Annotated in this window: 17 protein-coding genes; 7 read left to right on the top strand and 10 right to left on the bottom strand. The window is 70.6% G+C overall.

Annotated elements, in window-relative coordinates; genetic code table 11:
- Window positions 1-184 precede the first annotated feature (184 nt).
- From ACZ4FV_RS31940 to ACZ4FV_RS31930, 3 genes are all read right to left on the bottom strand, one after another.
- On the bottom strand, window positions 185-1798 hold the full coding sequence (locus tag ACZ4FV_RS31940; protein ID WP_395860326.1) for an MFS transporter: 1614 nt from the start codon (window positions 1796-1798) through the stop codon (window positions 185-187).
- 184 nt (window positions 1799-1982) lie between these two features.
- A complete protein-coding gene (locus tag ACZ4FV_RS31935) occupies window positions 1983-2501 on the bottom strand; it encodes a hypothetical protein (protein ID WP_465323881.1) in 519 nt (172 codons plus the stop codon).
- A gap of 42 nt (window positions 2502-2543) precedes the next feature.
- Entirely contained in the window at window positions 2544-5252 is a 2709-nt protein-coding gene (locus tag ACZ4FV_RS31930; protein ID WP_465323880.1) for a winged helix-turn-helix domain-containing protein, read from the bottom strand.
- Between the two features lie 278 nt (window positions 5253-5530).
- Between ACZ4FV_RS31930 and ACZ4FV_RS31925 the strand changes: the two genes are divergently transcribed.
- Window positions 5531-6805, top strand: a complete 1275-nt coding sequence (locus ACZ4FV_RS31925; protein WP_402233514.1) for a hypothetical protein — start codon at window positions 5531-5533, stop codon at window positions 6803-6805.
- A 40-nt stretch (window positions 6806-6845) separates the two neighbouring features.
- Here the strand turns inward: ACZ4FV_RS31925 and ACZ4FV_RS31920 are convergent, their stop codons facing one another.
- The 3 genes from ACZ4FV_RS31920 to ACZ4FV_RS31910 all read right to left on the bottom strand — a co-directional run bounded on the left by ACZ4FV_RS31920 (window position 6846) and on the right by ACZ4FV_RS31910 (window position 8767).
- Complete coding sequence (locus ACZ4FV_RS31920; protein ID WP_402233517.1) at window positions 6846-7112, bottom strand: SHOCT domain-containing protein; 267 nt, start codon at window positions 7110-7112, stop codon at window positions 6846-6848.
- A gap of 36 nt (window positions 7113-7148) precedes the next feature.
- Entirely contained in the window at window positions 7149-7571 is a 423-nt protein-coding gene (locus tag ACZ4FV_RS31915) for a DUF6325 family protein (RefSeq protein WP_395860963.1), read from the bottom strand.
- Between the two features lie 548 nt (window positions 7572-8119).
- Window positions 8120-8767: a GAP family protein gene (locus tag ACZ4FV_RS31910; RefSeq protein WP_465323879.1), complete on the bottom strand. Its 648-nt coding sequence runs from the start codon at window positions 8765-8767 to the stop codon at window positions 8120-8122.
- Between the two features lie 406 nt (window positions 8768-9173).
- Here ACZ4FV_RS31910 and ACZ4FV_RS31905 point away from each other — a divergent pair, with 406 nt between their 5' ends.
- Complete coding sequence (locus tag ACZ4FV_RS31905; RefSeq protein WP_395860337.1) at window positions 9174-9581, top strand: SHOCT domain-containing protein; 408 nt, start codon at window positions 9174-9176, stop codon at window positions 9579-9581.
- Between the two features lie 220 nt (window positions 9582-9801).
- Here the strand turns inward: ACZ4FV_RS31905 and ACZ4FV_RS31900 are convergent, their stop codons facing one another.
- Window positions 9802-10026, bottom strand: coding sequence for a hypothetical protein (locus ACZ4FV_RS31900; RefSeq protein ID WP_395860339.1), 225 nt, complete (start codon window positions 10024-10026; stop codon window positions 9802-9804).
- A gap of 251 nt (window positions 10027-10277) precedes the next feature.
- On the opposite strand from ACZ4FV_RS31900, the gene ACZ4FV_RS31895 reads away from it, so the two are divergent.
- Window positions 10278-10406, top strand: a complete 129-nt coding sequence (locus ACZ4FV_RS31895; protein ID WP_395860341.1) for an LPFR motif small protein — start codon at window positions 10278-10280, stop codon at window positions 10404-10406.
- 117 nt (window positions 10407-10523) lie between these two features.
- Here ACZ4FV_RS31895 and ACZ4FV_RS31890 read toward each other — a convergent pair whose 3' ends face one another.
- Window positions 10524-11546 carry a zinc-dependent alcohol dehydrogenase family protein gene (locus ACZ4FV_RS31890; RefSeq protein ID WP_395860343.1) on the bottom strand — a complete coding sequence of 341 codons (1023 nt, stop codon included), beginning with the start codon at window positions 11544-11546 and terminating at the stop codon, window positions 10524-10526.
- 372 nt (window positions 11547-11918) lie between these two features.
- Here ACZ4FV_RS31890 and ACZ4FV_RS31885 point away from each other — a divergent pair, with 372 nt between their 5' ends.
- Entirely contained in the window at window positions 11919-12476 is a 558-nt protein-coding gene (locus ACZ4FV_RS31885; RefSeq protein ID WP_395860345.1) for a pyridoxamine 5'-phosphate oxidase family protein, read from the top strand.
- Between the two features lie 151 nt (window positions 12477-12627).
- Here the strand turns inward: ACZ4FV_RS31885 and ACZ4FV_RS31880 are convergent, their stop codons facing one another.
- Window positions 12628-13641 carry a C40 family peptidase gene (locus ACZ4FV_RS31880; protein WP_395860347.1) on the bottom strand — a complete coding sequence of 338 codons (1014 nt, stop codon included), beginning with the start codon at window positions 13639-13641 and terminating at the stop codon, window positions 12628-12630.
- A gap of 893 nt (window positions 13642-14534) precedes the next feature.
- Here ACZ4FV_RS31880 and ACZ4FV_RS31875 point away from each other — a divergent pair.
- On the top strand, window positions 14535-14966 hold the full coding sequence (locus ACZ4FV_RS31875; RefSeq protein WP_402233523.1) for a hypothetical protein: 432 nt from the start codon (window positions 14535-14537) through the stop codon (window positions 14964-14966).
- Between the two features lie 726 nt (window positions 14967-15692).
- Window positions 15693-16577 (top strand): alpha/beta fold hydrolase, encoded by an 885-nt coding sequence (locus ACZ4FV_RS31870; RefSeq protein ID WP_402233525.1) that lies wholly within the window; start codon window positions 15693-15695, stop codon window positions 16575-16577.
- A gap of 199 nt (window positions 16578-16776) precedes the next feature.
- Here ACZ4FV_RS31870 and ACZ4FV_RS31865 read toward each other — a convergent pair whose 3' ends face one another.
- Entirely contained in the window at window positions 16777-18357 is a 1581-nt protein-coding gene (locus tag ACZ4FV_RS31865; protein WP_465323878.1) for a helix-turn-helix domain-containing protein, read from the bottom strand.
- A 176-nt stretch (window positions 18358-18533) separates the two neighbouring features.
- On the opposite strand from ACZ4FV_RS31865, the gene ACZ4FV_RS31860 reads away from it, so the two are divergent.
- The gene (locus ACZ4FV_RS31860; RefSeq protein WP_395860355.1) at window positions 18534-19235 is read left to right on the top strand and encodes a DUF4232 domain-containing protein; all 702 of its coding nucleotides are present in this window, start codon (window positions 18534-18536) and stop codon (window positions 19233-19235) included.
- Window positions 19236-19457 lie beyond the last annotated feature (222 nt).

The raw sequence follows: 19457 nt of genomic DNA, 5'->3' as shown, positions 1-19457 counted from the left end.
CTATCCACGTTAGTGCCGGACTCGGTCCGGCACCCTCCGACCCGCGACGGGCCGGAGCACCACCGACGGCAGGACACCTGCGCGAGCGCCGCCCACGGCGTCGTGCCGCGCCCGCGCGGTCGCGGCGGAGGGGCGTCGTCCACGCCGGTTTCGAGCCGGGTCGGGTCGTCGGGATCCGCGTCGTCTACGCCGGTTTCGAGCGAGGTTGGGTCGTCGGGATCCGTTGGGTGAAGAAGATCGCGAGGAGTGCGGCGAAGGCGAGGATGGCGAGCGCGGCGCGCAGGCCGTCGAGCCTGGCGTCGTTGTTCGCGTCGAGCGCGGCCTGGGACACCTCCGGGCTTGTGCCCGCCTTGTCGAGGGCGGACTCGAGTTGGGCGTCCGAGAGGAAGGGGGCCCCACTCTCGAGCTCGTCGGTCGCCTGGCTCGTGACCTGGGGCGGGACCGCCGGGTTCTGCTCGATGGTGGTCAGAAACGAAGTGGTCATCGTGGCGATCAGGACGGACCCCGCGAGCGCCGTGCCGATCGAGGCGCCGAGATTGGTGACCGCGTTCTGGATGCCGCCGACCTCCGCGCTCTGCTCGTCCGGCACCGCCGAGACGGTGACCGATCCGAGCTGGGAGGCCAACGCACCCATGCCGAGCCCGATCAACAACAACGGGACGGTCACGACCTCCGCGCCCGCGCCCGCGTCGAGTGCGGCCATCAGCGCCACCGCGCCCGCGAGCAACGCGAGGATCCCCAGCCGTACCACGCGCCGCGGCGAGACGTTCGGGAGGAATCGCGGAATCAGGATCGCGGCCGCCAGCAGCGTGAGCGAGAGCGGCAGAATGCGCACGCCAGTGTCCAGCGCGGACAGCCCGAGTGCCACCGACAGGTACAGCGGTACGACGAAGAACACGCCCATCTGCACGAGGTATTGGAAGAAGAACATCGTCAGGCCCCCGGTGAGCTGCCGGTTGCGCAGCATGGCCGGGTCCACGAGCGGATCCCTCCCCCGCTCCACGAGGCGGGCCTCCCAGTGCAGGAAGAGCCGGATGACGGCCAGACCCGTCAGCATCAACCACACGACCAGCGAGATGCCGAGCCAGGCGGGCGCATCGGCCTTCGGCAGAAACCAGCCCCATTCGCTGGAACGCAGTACGCCGAAGACGAAGGTCCCGAGTCCGGCGGCGGAGAGCACGGCGCCGACGAGATCGATGCGGGCACGTTCGCCGGTCGGCGCGTCGGCGACACGTCGGGCGAGCAGCAGGATCACGAGCACGATCAGGACCTCGCCGGCGAAGACCCAACGCCAGGAGAAGTACGTCGTGGCGACACCCCCGATCAGTGGCCCGAGCGCGATCGCCACCGCCCCCGCGGCGGCGACGAGTCCGTACGCGGCGGGCCGGCGTTCCGCGGGGAAGTTCCCGGCGACGAGTGCCACGATCGCGGGCAGGATGAACGCCGCCCCGATCCCCTCGAGGAACGACCAGCCGAACAGGAGCACGGGCAGGTTCGGGGCGAGTGCCGTGGTCAGGGAGCCGCAGCCGTAGACGACGCAGCCGATCATGAACGCGCGCTTACGGCCGATGAGTTGGCCGACCTTGCCACCGGGGATCATGAACATCGCCATCACCAGGGTGTAGGTCGTGATCGCGCCCTGGATTCCCGTCACGGTCGTGCCCACGTCCTCGGCGACCGTCGCGATCGAGACGTTCATGACGGAGCTGTCCAGCGCCATCACGAACTGCCCGGCGGCCAGTGTCCCCAGGACGAGTCCCGCCGCCGAACGCTTCGCGGTCCCGGCCGTGTCCGTCATGGCCACATCGTCGCAGCGTCCCAAAGGGCGGGCTCGCGGCTCGCCACGGCGGTACGTCGAATGGCGGCAGCCGACGCGCGGAATCCCCTACCGGCCGACGCCACACCGGTCCACCACCACCGATTCCGACCGCGGCTTCGAGTACGTCCACCGCCCACCGCGTCCCGCCCCGGCCGCGCCGGGTTCAGTGCGTCAGGACGACCTTGAGGACGATGATGAGGACCCCGAGCACCAGGTTCACCGCCGCGGAGACGACCACGAGCCGCGTGGAGGCACCGGATCGGAAGGCGGCGGCCAGCGACCATCCGACCTGCCCGCCGACGGCGACGATGAGCGCCAGCCAGACCGTCCCCTGTGCTCCCAGGCTGAACATCGGGCTGACCGCCACCGCGATCGCCGGCGGGATGGCGGCTTTGAAGATCGGCCACTCCTCCCTGCACACACGCAAGACGACGTCGCGATTCAGCCGCCGTTGGGACATGCGTTCGCCGAAGAGTTCCGCGTGCACGTGGGCGATCCAAAAGACCAGTCCGGTGGCCAGGAGCAGCAGGATGAGTTCCACGCGTGGAAAGGAGCCCAGTGCCCCGGCGCCGACGATGACGGACGAGGCGAGCATCGATCCGTAGACGCCACCGGTGTAGTCGGCGTGGGCGCGCCGTTGTGCCCTGCGCTCGTGGTCTTCGGACCGGCGTGTTTTGAACATCGAGGTTCCCTTGTCCTGTTCAACGTGGAATCGTCCCCGCCGTCACTCGAGAATCCCCAGGCTGCGCGCCCGACGCACGGCCTCGCTGCGGCGGGTGACGCAGAGCTTGCGGTGGATGCTCTTCAGGTGGGTTTTCGCCGTGTTCGGTGAGATGAACAGTGCCGCGGCGATCTCCTCCGTGGACGACATCCGTGCGGCCTCGCGCAGCACCTCGCTCTCGCGGTCGGTCAGCGGCACCGGTACGGCCGACGTCTGTTCGCCGGTGCGGCCCGGCGCCCGCGTCGCCGGCGGGCCGGCGCCGGTCCGTCCGAGGACTCGGGCGGGAAGCCACCCGTGCGCCATCGCCAGGCGCGGGTCCCGGCACAGCAGCCGGCGTACCCAAGGGCCCGCCTCGGCGACCGTCCGCCGCAGTCCTTCGGCGCGGGCGAGTTCGAGCGCCTCGCCCAGTAGGCGGCCGGCCTCCGCGAGGCGGCCGGCCTCGGCGGCGGCTGCGCCCTGCACCAGGCGGGCCTGGACCCGGTCGGCGTTCGTCGCGTGGTCGGGCAGGTCGGTCAGCAGCTTCAGCGCGCGCGTGCGTTCGCCGGCGGCAAGCAGGGCGCGCGCCCGGGCGACGACGTACCGGGGACGCTCTTCGGCGATGCCGCCCAGCACGCGCAACGCCGCCTCCGGGTCGCCCCGGGCCAGATGGGCCGAGGACTGCGCGACGGCGAGTTCGTCCGCCTCCCATCGCGCCGTGGCCGCCACGACATCCGGCGTCGAGCCGGCCGCGCCCCGCAGTACGGCGAGGGCTCGCTCGCCGTCCCCTCTCGCGCTCGCCAACCGGGCGCCGATGACGGCCGCCTGCACGTTCGCCACGGGTTCGTGGAAGGTGTCCGCCGCCGCGTTCGCCAGGTCGAGGCCGGCTCGGGCGGCGTCCAGGTCGTCGTGTTCGGTGGCGACGCCGGCCAGGACCAGATGGTCGAGCCCGGTCACCCGGTCCGGCGACAGCGCGCATCCGCGTGCCAATGCGAGCGAATCGGAGGCGTGTGCCCGGGCGTCGTGCAGGCGCCCCCGCAGCAGGTCGACCAGGGCCAGTGACCCGAGCGCGTCGCAGCGCGGTTCCTCGGTGCCCGGTCGAGAACAGGCCTCCAGCGCGGCGCTGAGGGTGGCTTCGGCACGATCCAGCCGCCCGCCGCCCAGCTCGGTCGCGCCGAGGTTGACGAGCGTGAGGGCGAGGAATTCCGGGTGCCGCTCGCGCAGCGGTCGTGGGATTTGCCGCATGAGACGGTCGACGTCGGCCGCGGCGTGCTCGGCGGCCTCCGCGTCCGCCGCCGGACGGGCCACGAGCACGCCGACCAGGGCTCGGCCGAGCAACAGGCACGGGTCGGCGGCACCGGTCAGGCATGCGTCCACGCGCCGCAGTGCGGCCGTTGCACCCCGGTGGTCGCCCTCGGCAACCCGGCACGCCGCCGCCACCAGGGCCGGCGCCGCGCCGGGCAGGTCCGTCGGCATGGTGGCGAACGCGCGGGTCAGGGTGGACGTCTCCAGGCCCGTGAACAGTTTGCCCAGGGGCAGATTGTCGGTCAGGAGCGCGGACGCGAACGGCCAGTCGGCCGCGGCGGACGCCTGGGCGATCGCGTCGCCGAGTCGGCCGGCCCGAGCGAGCCACCGGGCGGCCCTGGCACGCAACAGCGGTGCCCGGCCGGGAAACCGGCGGCTCAGGTGCGCTTGCAGGACTTCGGCGAACAACGGGTGCATCCGGTAGTACTCCGACCCCTCCTCGCGGTCGACGAAGGCGTTGTCGCGCGCGAGTCGGCCCAGCGTCCAGGCCCCGTCCCGGCGACCGGTGAGTTCGTCCGCCAGGTCCGGGTGGATCCGGTCGCTGACGCAGGTACGCAGCAACAGGTCCTGCGTGGCCGGTGGTTGCGCGTCGAGGACCTCGGTGAGCAGATAGTCGGCGATCGTCGTACGGTCGGCCGCGAATTGCCGCACGAACGCCTCGGGATCGGGGCTGCGCCCCATGGCCAGGGCGCACAGGCGCAGCCCCGCGGCCCAGCCTCGGGTGCGTTCCGTCAGCAGGTCGACCGCTGCCGGTGACACGTGCAGTCCGTGGCGTCGCAGGATCCGCTCGGTCTCCGGTGCGGTGAAGCGCAGGTCGGCATCGCGGATCTCGGTGATGTCGCCGGCCAGCCGGTAACGGTGCAGCGGCAGCGGCGGCTCGGTTCTGGCGGTCAGGACGAGCCGCAGGCCGCCGGCGGCGTGCGCGAGCACGAAGTGCAGGTCCTCCGGTACTCCCTCGGCGGAGACCGCGTCGAAGTCGTCGATGACCAGCACGGCCGGGTCCCGGCAGGCGGCCAGCGCCGCGGCAAGGCGTACCAGGACGGAAGAGTCCGGCGCTTCGTCGCGCACCGGCGTGCCGACCTCGACCGGGATCCGCACCCCGTTCCGGTGCAGTGCCTCGAGCAGGTAGGCCCAGAACGCGCCGGGGCCGTCGCGTTCCTCCGCGGTGAGCCAGGCGGTGCCCCGAGGGGCCGCGCCCGAGGTGATCCAGTGCGCGACGAGCGCGGTCTTCCCCGCTCCGGCGGACCCACCGACCAGGGTCAGTGGTCCCTCGATTCCGGCGGACAGCCGAGCCGGCAGCGCCGGGCGCTCGACGAACTCCTTCGGTGTCGCGGGGACGACGAACCGGTCGGTCAGCATCGGCGCCGTCGCACGCGCCCGCTCCGGGGGCGGCGCCGATCCGGAGGAGTCGAGCGCCGAGAGGTTGCGCATGGTGGGGTCACCCACGTCCGGGGAGCTGGAATCAGGCCTCCTTTCCACTCAACCCCAGTTGTGCGCGGCCCGCCGGCGGGGGCGATCCGCCCTCGAACCCCCGCCGACATCGCGACCGGGCACGGCCGAGTGGCGGAACCCGATGTGCCGAGTCGGTAACCGTGGGTGACACTCGAAGATGCGGAGTCGGCCGATCACGTGGAGTTCGGCCCTGGAGAAGGAGCGCGATGTCCAGCTCACCGGAGCCTCATCACGGAGCAGCCAAAGGCTCGCGGGGCGTGTCGGCTGCTTCGCAACCGCACCGCGGGGCGGGTTCGCGCGTTCTCGGGTTCATCCGCGCCTTCGCCTCGACCGTGCTCATCGTGCTGACCTGCGTCCTGGTGCCGGTTTCGCTGATCACGGTGTGGGTGCACGACATCGTGCTCGACACCGACCGCTACGTCGAGACGGTCAAGCCGCTCGCGACCGACTCCGCGATCGAGGACGCCGCCGCCAACCGGATCACCCGCGCGGTCGACGTGCGTGCGGACGGCAAGGCGGTCACCTCCGATGTGGCCGGCTGGCTCGAATCCCAAGGGCTGCCGCCGCGGGTGGGTGACGCCGTACGCTCCCTCGCCCCGCAGTTGGACGATGCCGTCACCCAGGTCGCCCGGAAGGCGGCGGACCGCTTCGTGACGAGCGACAGGTTCGAAACGTTCTGGACCCAGGCCAACCGGAAGGCGCACACAGCGGTCGTGGACGTGCTGACCGGCGAGGGACGCGGCGCGGTCGGTGTCAACGGGGGCACGGTCACGCTCGATGTCGGCGACGCGGTGGAGAACGTCCGGCGGGAACTCGTCGACGCGGGAGTCAAGCCCGCGTCACAGATTCCCGACGTCGACAAGCAGATGGTGCTCTTCCGGTCGGACCAGATGAACAAGGTCAGGGACGCGGCGCACGCGCTCGATGTCGTCGGCAACTGGCTGCCGGTGATCACCGTCGTGATCGGCGCCATCGGGATCGCGCTGGCCCGCAGGCGCCGTCGTGCCCTGGTGGCGACCGCCTTCGGGGTCGCGACCGCGTGTGTGGTCATGCTCGTCGCGCTGGCGATCGTGCGCCGCTACTACATGGACCACCTGCCGCCGGAGGTGCTGTCCCCGGCGGCGGCGGGAGCGGTCTTCGACACGCTCCTGCACTTCCTGAAGGTCAGCACCGTCACCGGGTTGGTCCTGGGCCTGGTGGTGGCGATCGGCGCGTACCTGTCCGGCACCGGCGGCCTGCCGCGCGCGCTGCGCGGGGGTGCCGACCGCACGGCCGACTCCGTCGCACGGTGGGGGAACACGCACGGGCTCACGGCGGGACCGGTCGGCACCTGGGTCGACGCCTACCGCCGATGGCTCGTCCTCGCCCTGGTGCTGCTCGTCGCCCTCTGCTTCGCACTGTGGAACCACCCCACCGCGCTGACGATCGTGCTGCTGCTGGTCATCCTGCTGGTGCTGCTTGCCGTGGTCGCGCTGTTGGCGGCATCGGGCCGTGTGACACGCTCCCACGAGGACTCGCGGGCGCACGGGTAACCGCCCGGTCGCGTGCGCGGGGGCGGTGTGCTCCCCGACTTCACGTGCCGAGGATGCGGGCCTTCTGGGCTGCGAACTCGTCGTCGGTGAGGACGCCCTGCTCCTTGAGCGCGGCGAGGTCTTTGAGTTGGGCGATGGGGTCGGCCGGCGCCGCGGCGGGTGGAGCGGCGGCGGGCGGCGGGGCGGCCTGTTCCTCGCCCTGCTGCGCCCAACGGCCGGCCTGGCGGCGCGAGACGCGATTGGACACGGCGGTGGCGGTTCCGGCGACGACGGCCGTACGGGCGACGCCGCGCAGGAGTCCGGGCATGATTTCCTCCTCGGGAAGGCGGGACGGGCCCGCGGGTCAGGTGGCGGCTTCCAGCGCGTCCAGCGCGTCGACGACGTTCTCGAACGGGATCCGACCGCCGGCCACCATGCGGGCACCGCCGCGGCGCAGTGCGGCGGCGAGGGGCGCGGCCCACAGGTTCTCGTAGAGAAGCAGGGCGGCGGAGTCCCCGGGGCTCAGCGAGGAGGCGGCCTCCGCGGTGTCGTCCTCGCCCAACAGGCCGGAGGACGCGCCGTCGAAGACCGCGAGGTCGAGCAGCCCGTCGCCGGTCACATCGGCCAACGCCAGGCCCGAGACCGTGCCGTCCTGCTGCTTCCGCACGAAGGCCAGGTCGAGGATCCGGATGATGCCGCGGTCCACCAGGTCGACGAGGAGGGGTAGGCCCTCTCCGGTCATGTGGCTGCCCGGGAACTCGATGATCAGGTAGTCGATCGGGCCCATGTCGTTGGCTTCATTGCTCACGGCGGTTCCAGGTGGGTGCGTCGGGAACGACGGGCTTCGCCTCGACACGGTCGAGTCGCTCGTCGAGCGCGATGGCCGCTGCGGCCGGCGCGCGGTGCGTAAAGTCTGAGGAAGTTGCCGGGTCGCTCGCCGGACCGACCGATCTCCCCGACGAACGGGCCGGCGGCCCGGTGTACGCATGCCGTGGCCCCGGTGCACGCATGCCGTGTCTCCTCACCCGGCCCCGGGCGGCGCCCTACCGCCGATCGGGAATGAGTGCGCCGACCGGGATAGTGCGAAGTTAGCCCACTCGGGTGCCCCTGGGATCACCTGCCAGGGGTGATTCCCGGCGAACCACCGGCCCCGGTCCCGGTGGGACTACCCGACGGGCCGGGATCGCGCGGCAGGTGAACCGCGGCGCCGATGCCGACAGGCCGCGACGCCGCGACGAGACGACGCTCTGGGCGACGTCACCCCCTCACCGGCCACCCGTCCCGGCCCAACCCGGCGCCTGGAGACGTCGTCGCGCCCCTGCGTGGCTTCGGCCTCTACGTGACGAGTTCGTAGGTGCTCTGTGCGACGAGCCACAGGCCGGTCAGCAGCGACAGGACGACGATCGCCTGGTCCTGGTGTGATTCGATCGAAGTGCGCAGCCGCGCGAGTTCGGCCCGCGCCTCGGTCGGCGCGAACGCCGCATACAGCTCCATTGCCAGCACACTGCCCGTGGCAAGCAGGAAGAAGCTCATCAAGGCCACGAACGTGAGGGCGGAGGACATGTCCGCCTGCACCACGGTGGCACCACCGGCGGCGACCATTGCCCAGGGCTGCAGCAGGACGGCGAGTCCTGCGGCCGTCCACGCGGAGACGTGATCCAGCCGTGCCAGCCACTTGGGTGTCTTTCGAGGTCGGGTGGGCCCCCGACGCCGCTTGCGCTCGCCATAGGCGACGAGTACGACGCCCACGGCCAACTTCGTCGCCAGGGCCGCCGTCGAGGACGCGCTGTGGCGCGAGGGCGGGTTGCCACCGGTCAGCCACACCACACCGGCGACCACGAGGACGAGTTCGGCGAGCCAGGTGAGGATGAAGACGAGCCCCTTCAACAACCCTCTGTCCGTGGACAGCAGCAGAATGAACGCGCAGTTGTGCAACGGCCCCAAGCTGATGGCTGTACCGATGATGACGAGGTCAAGGACCATTGGTTGCCCCCATGACGGTAACCGCGGGGCGAAGTCGAGGGTATTCCTCGGCGCAGCCGGTATCACCGCCTCACGCGGCGGGTCGACGCAGCCACATCGTGAGCACAACGGTTCCGCTGTTTCCGGGGAACGGCAACCCGGCCTACGGTCCGTCGAAGCGGACGTGTCGCTCGGCTCGGTCGCGATGCGCGGCGCTGCGCGGACGCGGCGACCGAGGCGAGGCGAGGCGAGGCGAGGCGCCACACGGCTCCCGAAATGCTCCCGCCCGAAACCAGTGGTATGCCTTGAATGATTGCCGTGCCCGATGTCCGACGTGCCCGTCACGGCGATGTCCGGCGGCAGTCCGGCAAGCCGGCGAGCCCGCGCCCCAACGGCGCCGACCGCGGCCCTGAACTGGGAGTTTTCGATGGACGATTATCCGCTGTTGAACCTGTTCTGGACCATGATGTGGCTCTTCCTGTGGGTCCTGTGGTTCTTCCTCCTGTTCAAGGTGATCGGCGACATCTTCCGCAGCCACGACCTGGGCGGGTGGGGCAAGGCCGGCTGGCTCATCTTCACGATCGTGCTGCCCTACGTCGGAGTCCTGATCTACCTCGTCGTCCGCGGCCACTCGATGAACCGCCGCGACGTCGAGGAGGCCAAGGAGAACGAGGCCGCCTTCAAGGCATACGTCCGTGACGCCGCCGGCCCCACGAGCGGGGCGAGTACGACCGCGAGCCCCATCGACCAACTCTCGAAGCTCGCCGACCTCAAGAACAACGGCACCATCTCCGACGACGAGTTCCAAAGGGCCAAGCAAAAGCTTTTGACCTGAGCCCGCACCGCCCGACCCCGAGACGCGCAGGCCCACGCGCTCGGCACCAGGATGGCCGCACGCAGCCGCGCCACCGGATCCGCGGCGGACGCCTCGACTTCGTCGACCGCGAGGGCCGACTCCCGGTGGCAGCGTTGACGTCGTTGCCGGGTCGCGGCTTTGTCGTCTACCCGGAAGCCCTCGTCGAGGGACGGGGCTTCCGGGAGCGGGTGAGCGTGGGCTAGTGCATCCACAGCGCCCAGAGGTGGTCGTTGACCTGCTGGCAGTAGAAGTACGCCCCGTGGTTGGGGTATTGCGCGACGGCTCCGGCGCGGCAGTCCTCGGAGGACGTGTAGTAGCCGACGATGTAGGTGAAGTCCGGAGGCCCGCCCCGGGCGGCCGCGGGTGCGACGGAGCCGGCCACGAGAGCGAGGACGAACGCGGAACCGATCAAAAGCTTGCGCATGAGCCCAACCCCATTCTCCCGGGCGGTCCGGCCCGGGGAAACGACGTGCAAGGACTGACGGTTCGTGCCGCGCGGCGAACCCAAGCTAGCCGTCCGCCATACCGCGGGACAATAGGTCTATACCTTTGCCGTCCGATATATCCCGCTGCCACATCCCGTCCGCAATGTTTTCCGTTGCTCTCCGGGGGCAGCCATGGAGCACCGCATCGCGAGAGGCGTGCGGCGTTGTTCAAGGCGATGGGAGGTCGGAAATGTTGAGAGCCATCGGTGACGTCTTCGCCAAGATCGGGCATGCGATCGCGACCGTCGTCACGCTGCCGTTCCGGGCAGTGGCCCGGTTGTTCGGCGGCGCGTCCGAGTCGACGCGCGGGCGGCACTGACCGCGGACTCGGTGCCCGTCGGGTCGACCTCGACCTCCGGCGTGCGTGGGGCCGGGGCCGATAACCTCTGCCCAGGCGCAGGCCGCGCCGAGGGCCGCGTTCGGAACCGCCGGGTGATCAGACGGTGAGAAGGGCCTTGATGGCGCGGCGCTCGTCCATGGCCCGGTACGCCTCGGCGGCTCGGTCGAGAGGGAGTTCGAGGTCGAAGACCTTGCCGGGGTCGATCCGTCGGTGCCAGATCAGGTCGATCAGCTCCGGGAGGTACCGGCGGACCGGGGCGGGGCCGCCGTGCAGATGCACATGGGAGAAGAACAGCTCCTGTCCGTCCAGTCGCACGTCGTGGGAGACGCCGACGTAGCCGACATGGCCGCCGGGGCGCGTGGAGCGGATGGCCTGCATCATCGACTCCTGGGAGCCGACCGCCTCGATCACCGAGTGCGCGCCCAGGCCGTCGGTCATCTCCTTGATCCGCGCCACACCGTCGTCGCCGCGCTCGGTGACGATGTCGGTCGCCCCGTACTCGAGCGCGAGCTTCTGTCGCGGCTCGTGTCGGCTCATCGCGATGACCCGCTCCGCGCCGAGCTGCTTCGCGGCCAGTACCGCGAGTAGCCCGACCGCGCCGTCGCCGACCACCGCGACGGTCTTGCCCGGCCCGGCCTGCGCGGCGACCGCGCCGAACCACCCGGTGCCCAGCACGTCCGACGCGGCGAGCAGACTCGGAACCAGGTCACGCTCCGGAATGCCGGGCGTGGCGACCAGGGTGCCGTCGGCCAAGGGGACGCGCAGCCGCTCCGCCTGCGAGCCGAGGGCGCCGACCGGTTCGCGGTGAACGCAGGAGGACTGGTAGCCCGCGAGGCAGATCTCGCAGGTGTTGTCCGAGGCGAAGAACGACCCGACCACGAACTGCCCGGGTTCGATGGTGGTGACCGCGCTGCCGACCTGCTCGACGACGCCGGCGTACTCGTGGCCCATCGGCGCGGGCGCGTCGAACGACTCGATCCCCCGGTAAGGCCACAGGTCCGACCCGCACACACACGTCGCCGCCAGCCGGATCACCGCATCGGTCGGGGCGAGGATCGCCGGGTCCGCGCGCTCCTCGACCCGCACATCGCCGGGGGCATGCATCACGACACCACGCATGGAAACGTCCTTGTCTGTTGGCAGGGCCTGCCGGACGGCCCTGCCTGCCGGAAGGGCCCACCGGACGGCTCTGCTGGAAGGCTGCCGCCAGGCTCCGCCGCCGATGGGGGGGGCGGCGGGCCCTCGGATCATTGAAGGGCGTGCCCCGAGCCGAACGAGGGCCGCGCTCGCGGTGTCGCCCGGTTGTCACCCGCATGCGCGTCCAAGATCCCGTCACCGCCGGGCCCGACAGCCGAAGGTCGGCGCGGACGCGCAACCTCCCCGGTGTCGTGAGTGGCACCTGATCGGACGTACGGAAAGACGGCACGCGTTCCGCGATGATTTCGGCGCGGACTTTCGGTCTACATGAGCAAGGACAGGAAGGAGTCCGCCATGTCTCGAAACGGACCCGCAGAACAACCCACCACCGAACTCGACGCCCGCTACAGCTCCGCACTCAACCCCCGCCCCGGCGCCGCGGATGTCACGGCCACCGAATGGGCCGAGGCCCAACGCCGAATGCACGCGGCCGAGATCTTCTGGGTGACCACCGTGCGACCCGACGGACGGGTGCACATCACCCCGTTGATCGCCGCCTGGCACGACGGCGCGCTGTACTTCTCCACCGGTCCGGGAGAGCAGAAGGCCAGGAACCTGGCCCACGACGAGCACTGCGCACTGCTGACCGGGGGGAACTCGCTCACCGAGGGACTCGACGTCGTGGTCGAGGGCACGGCGAAACGCATCGACGATCCGGCGCTTTTGGAGCAGGTGATCGGGGCCTACGAGGCCAAGTACGGTGCGCACATCACGTCGCCCGAGGGCACCTTCCACGGGATGGGGGATGGGATCCGCAAGGGGAGCGTGCTGGTGTTCGCGGTAGCCCCGGCGACCGCGTACGGCTTCGGCCGGGACGAGGGGGTCTACACCCACACACGGTGGACATTCTGAGCAACCGGCTCCGCCTCCCGGGTCGCGCCGCCGACACCGGGAGGTGTGGGCGGCGCGGCCGGGACCGGACGCGCGGATCAGCGAACGGGCGGATTCTCGTCTCCGTGCCGATGCGCGGGCGGTACGTTCGCCGGCGAGCTGACGATCGTCTCTAGCCGGGACGAACAGCCCCGTAGAAGAACATGGTGTCGATCGAGGCCTCGGTGATCTGCGTACCGGGACGCGGTGCGTGAATCATGCGACCGCCACCGATGTACAGGCCGACATGCGAGTTGTCCCTGTTGAAGAAGATCAGGTCCCCGGGCTGCAGTTCCGCCTTGGTCACCCTCTTGCCGTCATTGATCTGTGTGGTCGTGACGCGTGACAACTTGACGTTCGCCGCACCCCAGGAGGCTTGGGTCAGGCCCGAACAGTCGTAGTTGGTGGGGCCTGTCTTGCCCCAGCCGTACCACTTGCCGATCTGGGCACGCGCGAACTGGATCGCGACGGCCGCCCGTCCGGAAGCCGGCACATCCGCCGTGGGTGTGTCCTTCGGCTTGTCGCGCGAACTGCGCTCGGGTGTACGGCTTCCCGGGTCGGCTTCATGCTCCGAGGAGGCGAGGATCTTGGCCCGCTGCTCCCTGGTGACGGTGTTGAGCAGGCGCTCGGCCTCGGCGAGTTTCCCCTGGATCTCGGTTTTGTTCCGGTTGAGTTCGGTTCGCAACTTCTCCAACTCCGCCAGTTGCGAAGAAGCCTCGGTGCGGTCCTGACTCAAAGCACGTGCCTGGGCGGCGATCTGGCGCAGCTTGGCGGCCTGTTGGCTGTCGAGCTGCGCGATCATCTGCGCCTTCTGCAGGTAGTTCTCGGGGTCTCCGCTCAGCGCCAGCGAGAGCGTCGCCGGGAGGGTGCCGCCCCGGTACCGATCGGCCGCGACGACCCCGATCTGGTCACGCAGGATGTTGAGCTGATTCTGCTCGTCGGTGACCCGGGCCTGCGTTCGATTGGCCGTTTCGCGCAGCTTGTCGGCCTGCTCCTGGACACCGTTGAAGACGTCGGTGGCCTTGATCGCGTCGCTGTGCAGCTTGTTGACCTGCTCCTGGATCTGCTGCAGCGAAGGCTGGGGGTCGGCCTGGGCGGTACCGGCCAAGGCGATCGTGCCGGTCATGGTCGCGGCGACGGTGACCACGGTCGCCACCGCGCGGGCCGAGGTGCGCGGTTTGGGCTTACGGTGCTGTCCGCACCGATGTCTGGACGCCACTGGGGCGGTTCTCCTTCCTCGGCCGCCTACCGGGCCGAATGCGGACACTCGATTCGGCGGGGACGACCGGGCGGCCCGGGCGGCCCGGATGGCCGACCCGAGGCGATCGTCCGTCGAAGAAGGCCCACCCCAGCCATCCGACGACCATGACCCCGGCCTTCACGTTACCGAATCTTTATCGTACATGCTTCGCCTTCGAATTCATCGCGGCGGTTCCTTGAGCAGTCGAGAAGATCATAAATGAGTGCTTTGTCCGATGCGTCTCGCGGGAAATTCGACGACGACACCCGAATGCCGCATCCGGTGCAGGGTTGTCCGAGGGTGGATCGACGCACATTTCGGAGGCGCGAGCGTCCATATGGGGACGGAATGACCTCGCCGTGGTCCACCGACCGGCCGGCCGTGTGACGCGACCTCGGCCGGTGGTCGACCCGGCAAAAGAAAGCCGTCGAATGGGAGCCGTCGAAATGCGGGATTCGCTCCTTTCGGATTCACCCTCGATCCCACAACCGGCCGATTGATAAACCCATACGAACACGCGGGATCTCCGCATCCGGCACGTCCGTATCGGAGTCCGTGTCGGCGAATCGGGTACAGCCGCAGGCCATGGCGGCGGTGTGACCTCGCGCCGCCCCTGCCTCGGTGGTTGCCCCGTTGCCTGATGCGCAGGGTGCAAGCGGTGAGCCGACTGCCGCGCAGGTTGACGACCAAGACCAACCCGCGGTGGGAAGCCGTGAAATCCGCGGTCGGTTTCCCTGGTACCACACGGCGCGGTCGACTCCGCGTCGCCAAGAGCACAACCGTCGAAGGGAGTTCGAACCATGGACATGGGCAAGCGCTTCGCACTCGTGGCCGGCATGCTCGCGGCATTCGCGGCATCCGCGGCAGTGGCGACACCGGCCGGGGCCGCACCTGTCGCACCGCCGTCGGCCGAAGTGGCGGCGGAAAGCTGCACGGACTGGCGAGACATTCGGACGTCGGGCAACTCCACCGGCCTCAGGTACCGGGAGTGCGACCGGGGCAGCGGCTCCCAGAAGCAGACCAAGGCGCAGATATACCTGTGGGACAACAAGCACGACGGCAAGATCGCCCAAGCCCACGTGGTCACCGGATGGGGCAAGGGCGGCATCTGGTACACCACCTGGCGCAAGTACTACGGCTGGGGCGACGAAAGCCGGCACAGCCCCCTGATCGACACCGGCTGGCACAGCGGCCATGACGTCAAGGTGACGCTCGCCGCCGTCCGCGGCTGACGCGACAACCCTCGAACCGGCCACACGCACCCGGCCCCGCGGCATAACCGATATCGCGGACACGGGACGCAGCCGAACAACGACGACAGGCGGGCGGGCGGGTTCGCTCCACCGAGTCACTCCTCGGCGGAGCGAACCCACCCGGAAACCGGACGGTGACGGCGTGCGAGCGGATGGCGAGAGGGGTTCCCCACGATCGCACTACTCGTCGCACGTATCTCCGTATACCCCGTCCCGTCCTCCGTCGTCGCCCGGAACCGTGTACATCCGATACTCGAGCGGGCCATGACCGCCTTCCACCATGCTGCCCGCCGTGTCGTATTACCGATCGGCGCGAAACGATCGGATTTCGGTCGGCGGATCGCTTTTCGGACGGTACTCGCGATGCGAGAGCCGATCGGATTCCATTCCGATCGATTTCGCGCGCGTGGAGATCATGCGTGCGGCGCGCCGATTTCCGGAAACCCCCGCTCCCGCTCGGCCCTCGATGGAGCAGTACTTGATTTGTCCCGGTGGAAGACGGGACCCCGATCCGTGCGGCTGCGACGCGGAACTGCGCGGTGGCTGGATCGCCTGCGGCGGCGCGCAGGTTGTTCGCGGCCTTCGGGGACATGCGCTCGGGGCCGTCGGGGTTGCGTCGTACCCGGGTGGCCGGCCGCTCCGCTTACCTTGACTGGTCAAGGTAAGTGATTTACCTTGAGTGGCCAAGGTATGAGGGGAGGCGTCGTGCACGGACGAGCCACGACCGCGGCGATGGTCGAGGTGGCGGCGGCCCTGGGCGTCAGGGTCCACACTGCGGTGCCGCCCCGCGAGATCCGCTTCTCCCGCGCGGGCTGCCGGCTGCACGGACTCGACTGGGGCGGAACGGGACCTCCGGTATTCCTGTTGCACGGTGGCGGATTGACCGCGCGTACCTGGGACTTCGTCTGCCTCGGCTTGCGGGGCGCCGCCCGACTGGTCGCGCTGGATCTGCGTGGACACGGCGACAGCGACTGGTCCGAGGACTACCGCGTCGACACCATGGCGGCCGATGTCGTCGCCGCGGCCGATCATCTCGGCTTCGATCGGGTCCGGCTGGTCGGCATGTCGCTCGGCGGTGTGGTCGCCGCCCACGTCGTCGACTCGCGGCCCGGCCTGGTGGAGCGGTTGGCTCTTGTCGACGTCGCACCCGGCGTGGACTTCGAAAGCACCCGGCGGGTACGGGCGTTCATGGCCGGGCTCGGTCCCGTGCGAGAACTCGAGACGGTGGTCCAGGCCGCGATGTGTGTCAATCCGCGCGCCGACCGCGCCGGCGTCGCCTACCGCATGAACACACTGTTTCGTCGTGCGCCCGACGGCGTCTGGATACCGAAGGGCGATCCGCGTCCCCCCGATTTCCCCGCCATCCTCGCGGCCATCGATCGGCTGGACGCTCGGCTGACCGCGGTACCGGTCCTGGTGGTACGCGGCGCACGCAGCAAGGTCCTCCCGCAGGCCACCGCCGAACGCCTGGTCGAGCGCATCCCGGACGGGAGACTCGTGGTCGTACCGAACGCGGGGCACATCGTCCAGGAGGACAACCCGGCGGCGCTGACCACCGCACTGCACGCGTTCCTCACGGACCAGTCGTGACCCGGGCGCGCTTGGTGTTGCCGCGCGGAACGCAGGGACAGGGAGCGCGCCGGCCGGCCGTCCCGGCTCGCGGGTTCCTTCCCCGAACGCCGCAGCCTTCCCCGAACGCCGCAGCCTTCCCCCAGGCCGCCCGCCCGTCGTCGCCCACCGGCCGCCCGGCCTTCGATCGTGTCGATGCGGGCGGTGGTGCCATCCGCCGTCATTCCTGCCGTTCGACCCACTCCCCGCCGCCCAGCGGGTAGTCGTAACCGGGGCGGCCGGCGTCGGCGCTGGTGCGGAACGGCGTGCCCTTGTTGTCGATGTGCTCCGTGCCGCGGCGGTCGCCGCTGGACCAGTCCAGGGTGAGATCCCAGCGGACGTCGTGCGCCTTGGTGTGCACGGTGACGTAGAAGACCTCCGGGTCGGACGCGCTGACCTTGTACGGGAAGTCGCCCTGGCCGTTCTTCGCGGTGATGACGGGGCTGCCCTTGTCGAGGTCGATGTCGAACGACTTGGTCTCGACGCCGCCGCCGCAGCCGACCCCCATCGAGTAGTCGTTCCAGGCGAGCGGCGCGCTCTTGCCGACGACACGTAGGTGCAGCGCCTCCAGGACCACGGTGTCCTGGCCGCGGCCCTGGATGGTGAGGGCGATCTTCTGCTCGTTCGAGGAGACCGCGCCGTACGCGGAGGCCCAGCGCGGAGCGTCCCGCTCGTTCGCGGGCGGGCCGACCTGTTCGGGGGCACTGTCGACGAGAAAGTGCTGGCTGCACGGATTGTTGTAGACGTAGGGGCGGATGCCCACATGGAGCGGGACGGCGCCGGCACCGCTGTCGCCGGAGGGCTCCCGCGCGCCCTGCGTACCACCACTCTTCGAGGCGCCGGGCCCGACGTTGCCGAAGTCGGTCGTGACGGCCGAGGCCGGCGCGGTCCCGTGGGGAGACGGGGAGGAGGAGGCCCGCCCGGTGGGTCGCTCCGTGGCATCCGCCGCGCCGGTGATCGCGGCGGCGGGACCGGCTGCCCGGCGGTCGCCCGCATCGTTGCCTTCGTCGTCGGAGAACGGATGTACGACGGCCATCACGACTCCCAGCAGGGCAGCGACCGCGACGAAGGAGGTCGCCACGGTACGGCGACGCCGTGACGGCGCGGGCTCGCGAGGCGCGTCGACGTCCGCCGACTCACCGCCCTCCTCGCCCTGGCCCGGTCCCTGTCCGCGCGACGTCGCCGCGCGCGTCGGGTCCGTTCCGGAGGCCGCCGCGAGGGCCGCCGCGGAGCCCGGCAGCGTCGCCGAGTCCGAGTCCAAGCCCGAATCCGGCTCGTTAGACGTCGTGTCGGCTCGCTCGGCCGAATCCTCCGCCGCACCCGCATCCACCGTCTCCGACGAGCCGACCGCCTGAGCCTCTCCATCCGGACGGGCGCCCCGAGCCGAACCCGACGCCGGGAGTGGGGCAGGAGCCGGCACCGAACCCGACGCCGGGGCCTGAGCCGAATCCGCGGCCGGGTTCGGAACCACCGCCGGATCCGCCCGGCGCCCCCGCGCCGCGTCCGCCAGGATCCAGTGCCGGTGCAGCTCCACCAGTTCCTGCGGCGTTGCCCGGCACACCCGGGCGAGGCGTTCCACCGGTGCGTAATCGCTCGGCACGGCGGTGCCGTTGCAGTAGCGGTGCAGGGTCGACGTGCCCGTGTGCAGCCGCTTGGCCAGCGCGCCGTAACTCAGTCCCGAGCGGTCCTTGAGCTCGCGCAGCAGTCGCGCGAACGCCTCCGTTTCCTCGGCCCCCGTTGCCCCCGGCACCCGTTCCTCCATGCCTCGTGTCCCATTCCCGCGTTCCAGGGGCACTGCGTTTCCCCTGCTCAGAGCGGGATTTGCCGTTCCGGCGTCCCCAACTGCCCGCCGTGCCTGGCGGTTGGGACGGCTCGCCCCACAAGCTCGTGCTCATTCAAGCAGCACCCCCCACCCGAACATCGAAGGGGCTCAACCTCATGTCCGGCAACCGCACTTCCCGCTCTCGTCTCGTCGGCGCCGCCACGCTCGCGCTCGCCGCGCTCCTGCTGACCGCGTGCAACGACGACAAGGACGCCGACGCGAAGGCATCGGCCTCGACCCCGGCGCCCGGCGCCCCCTCCACCGCGCCGCCGGCCGCGGCACCGTCCGCGTCCGCCCCCGCCGGTACCCCCTCCTCCCGGCCCTCTTCCGCAACCGGCAAACCCGGCCCGGCCAACACCCAGGGCCCGGCCGGCCGCACGGACTCCGGCGACCCGGTCACCTGCGAAGGCTCCAACACCAGGACCGTCGCGGCCCCACTGAACCGCCCCGTGAACCACATGCTGCTCACCGTCACCAACACGGGTGGCAAGCGCTGCTTCCTCTACGGCTACCCGGCGGTGCGCTTCGGCGAGGCCCAGTCCGTACCTCCCGTCATCGAGGCATCGAAGCCGCAGGCGGTCGTCACGCTCGAGCCGGGCGAGTCCGGTTACGCCTCCGTCAACCTGTCCGCCGCCGACGGCAGCGGTGGCACCGGCCACACCGAGAAGTCCCTCACCGTCTACTTCCACGGCCCCTCCGGGAACGAGAACGTCGGCACGGGCGCCCACCCGTCGCTGCCCGCCAAAGGCACCTATGTCGACGACTCGCTCAAGGTCACGTACTGGCAGCAGTCGATGGACACCGCAACCGACTGGTAAGCACTCGTCGTCGAACTGGCGGGCAGCGGCCCCGTTCGTGCCGGTCTCGGTGGCGCCGGCAGCGCCGATGCGCAGGTCTCCATGCTGCGCCCCGGCCTTCCGACGCCCCGGAACCCCCGGTGGGGGGGGGGGGGGGGGGGGGGGGGGGGGGGGGGGGGGGGGGGGGGGGGGGGGGGGGGGGGGGGGGGGAGGGGAGAGAGGGGGGGGGGGTGTACGGGGGTC

This window comes from Embleya sp. NPDC025285, assembly GCF_055558835.1.
This window is presented reverse-complemented; position numbering and strand designations above follow the sequence as displayed.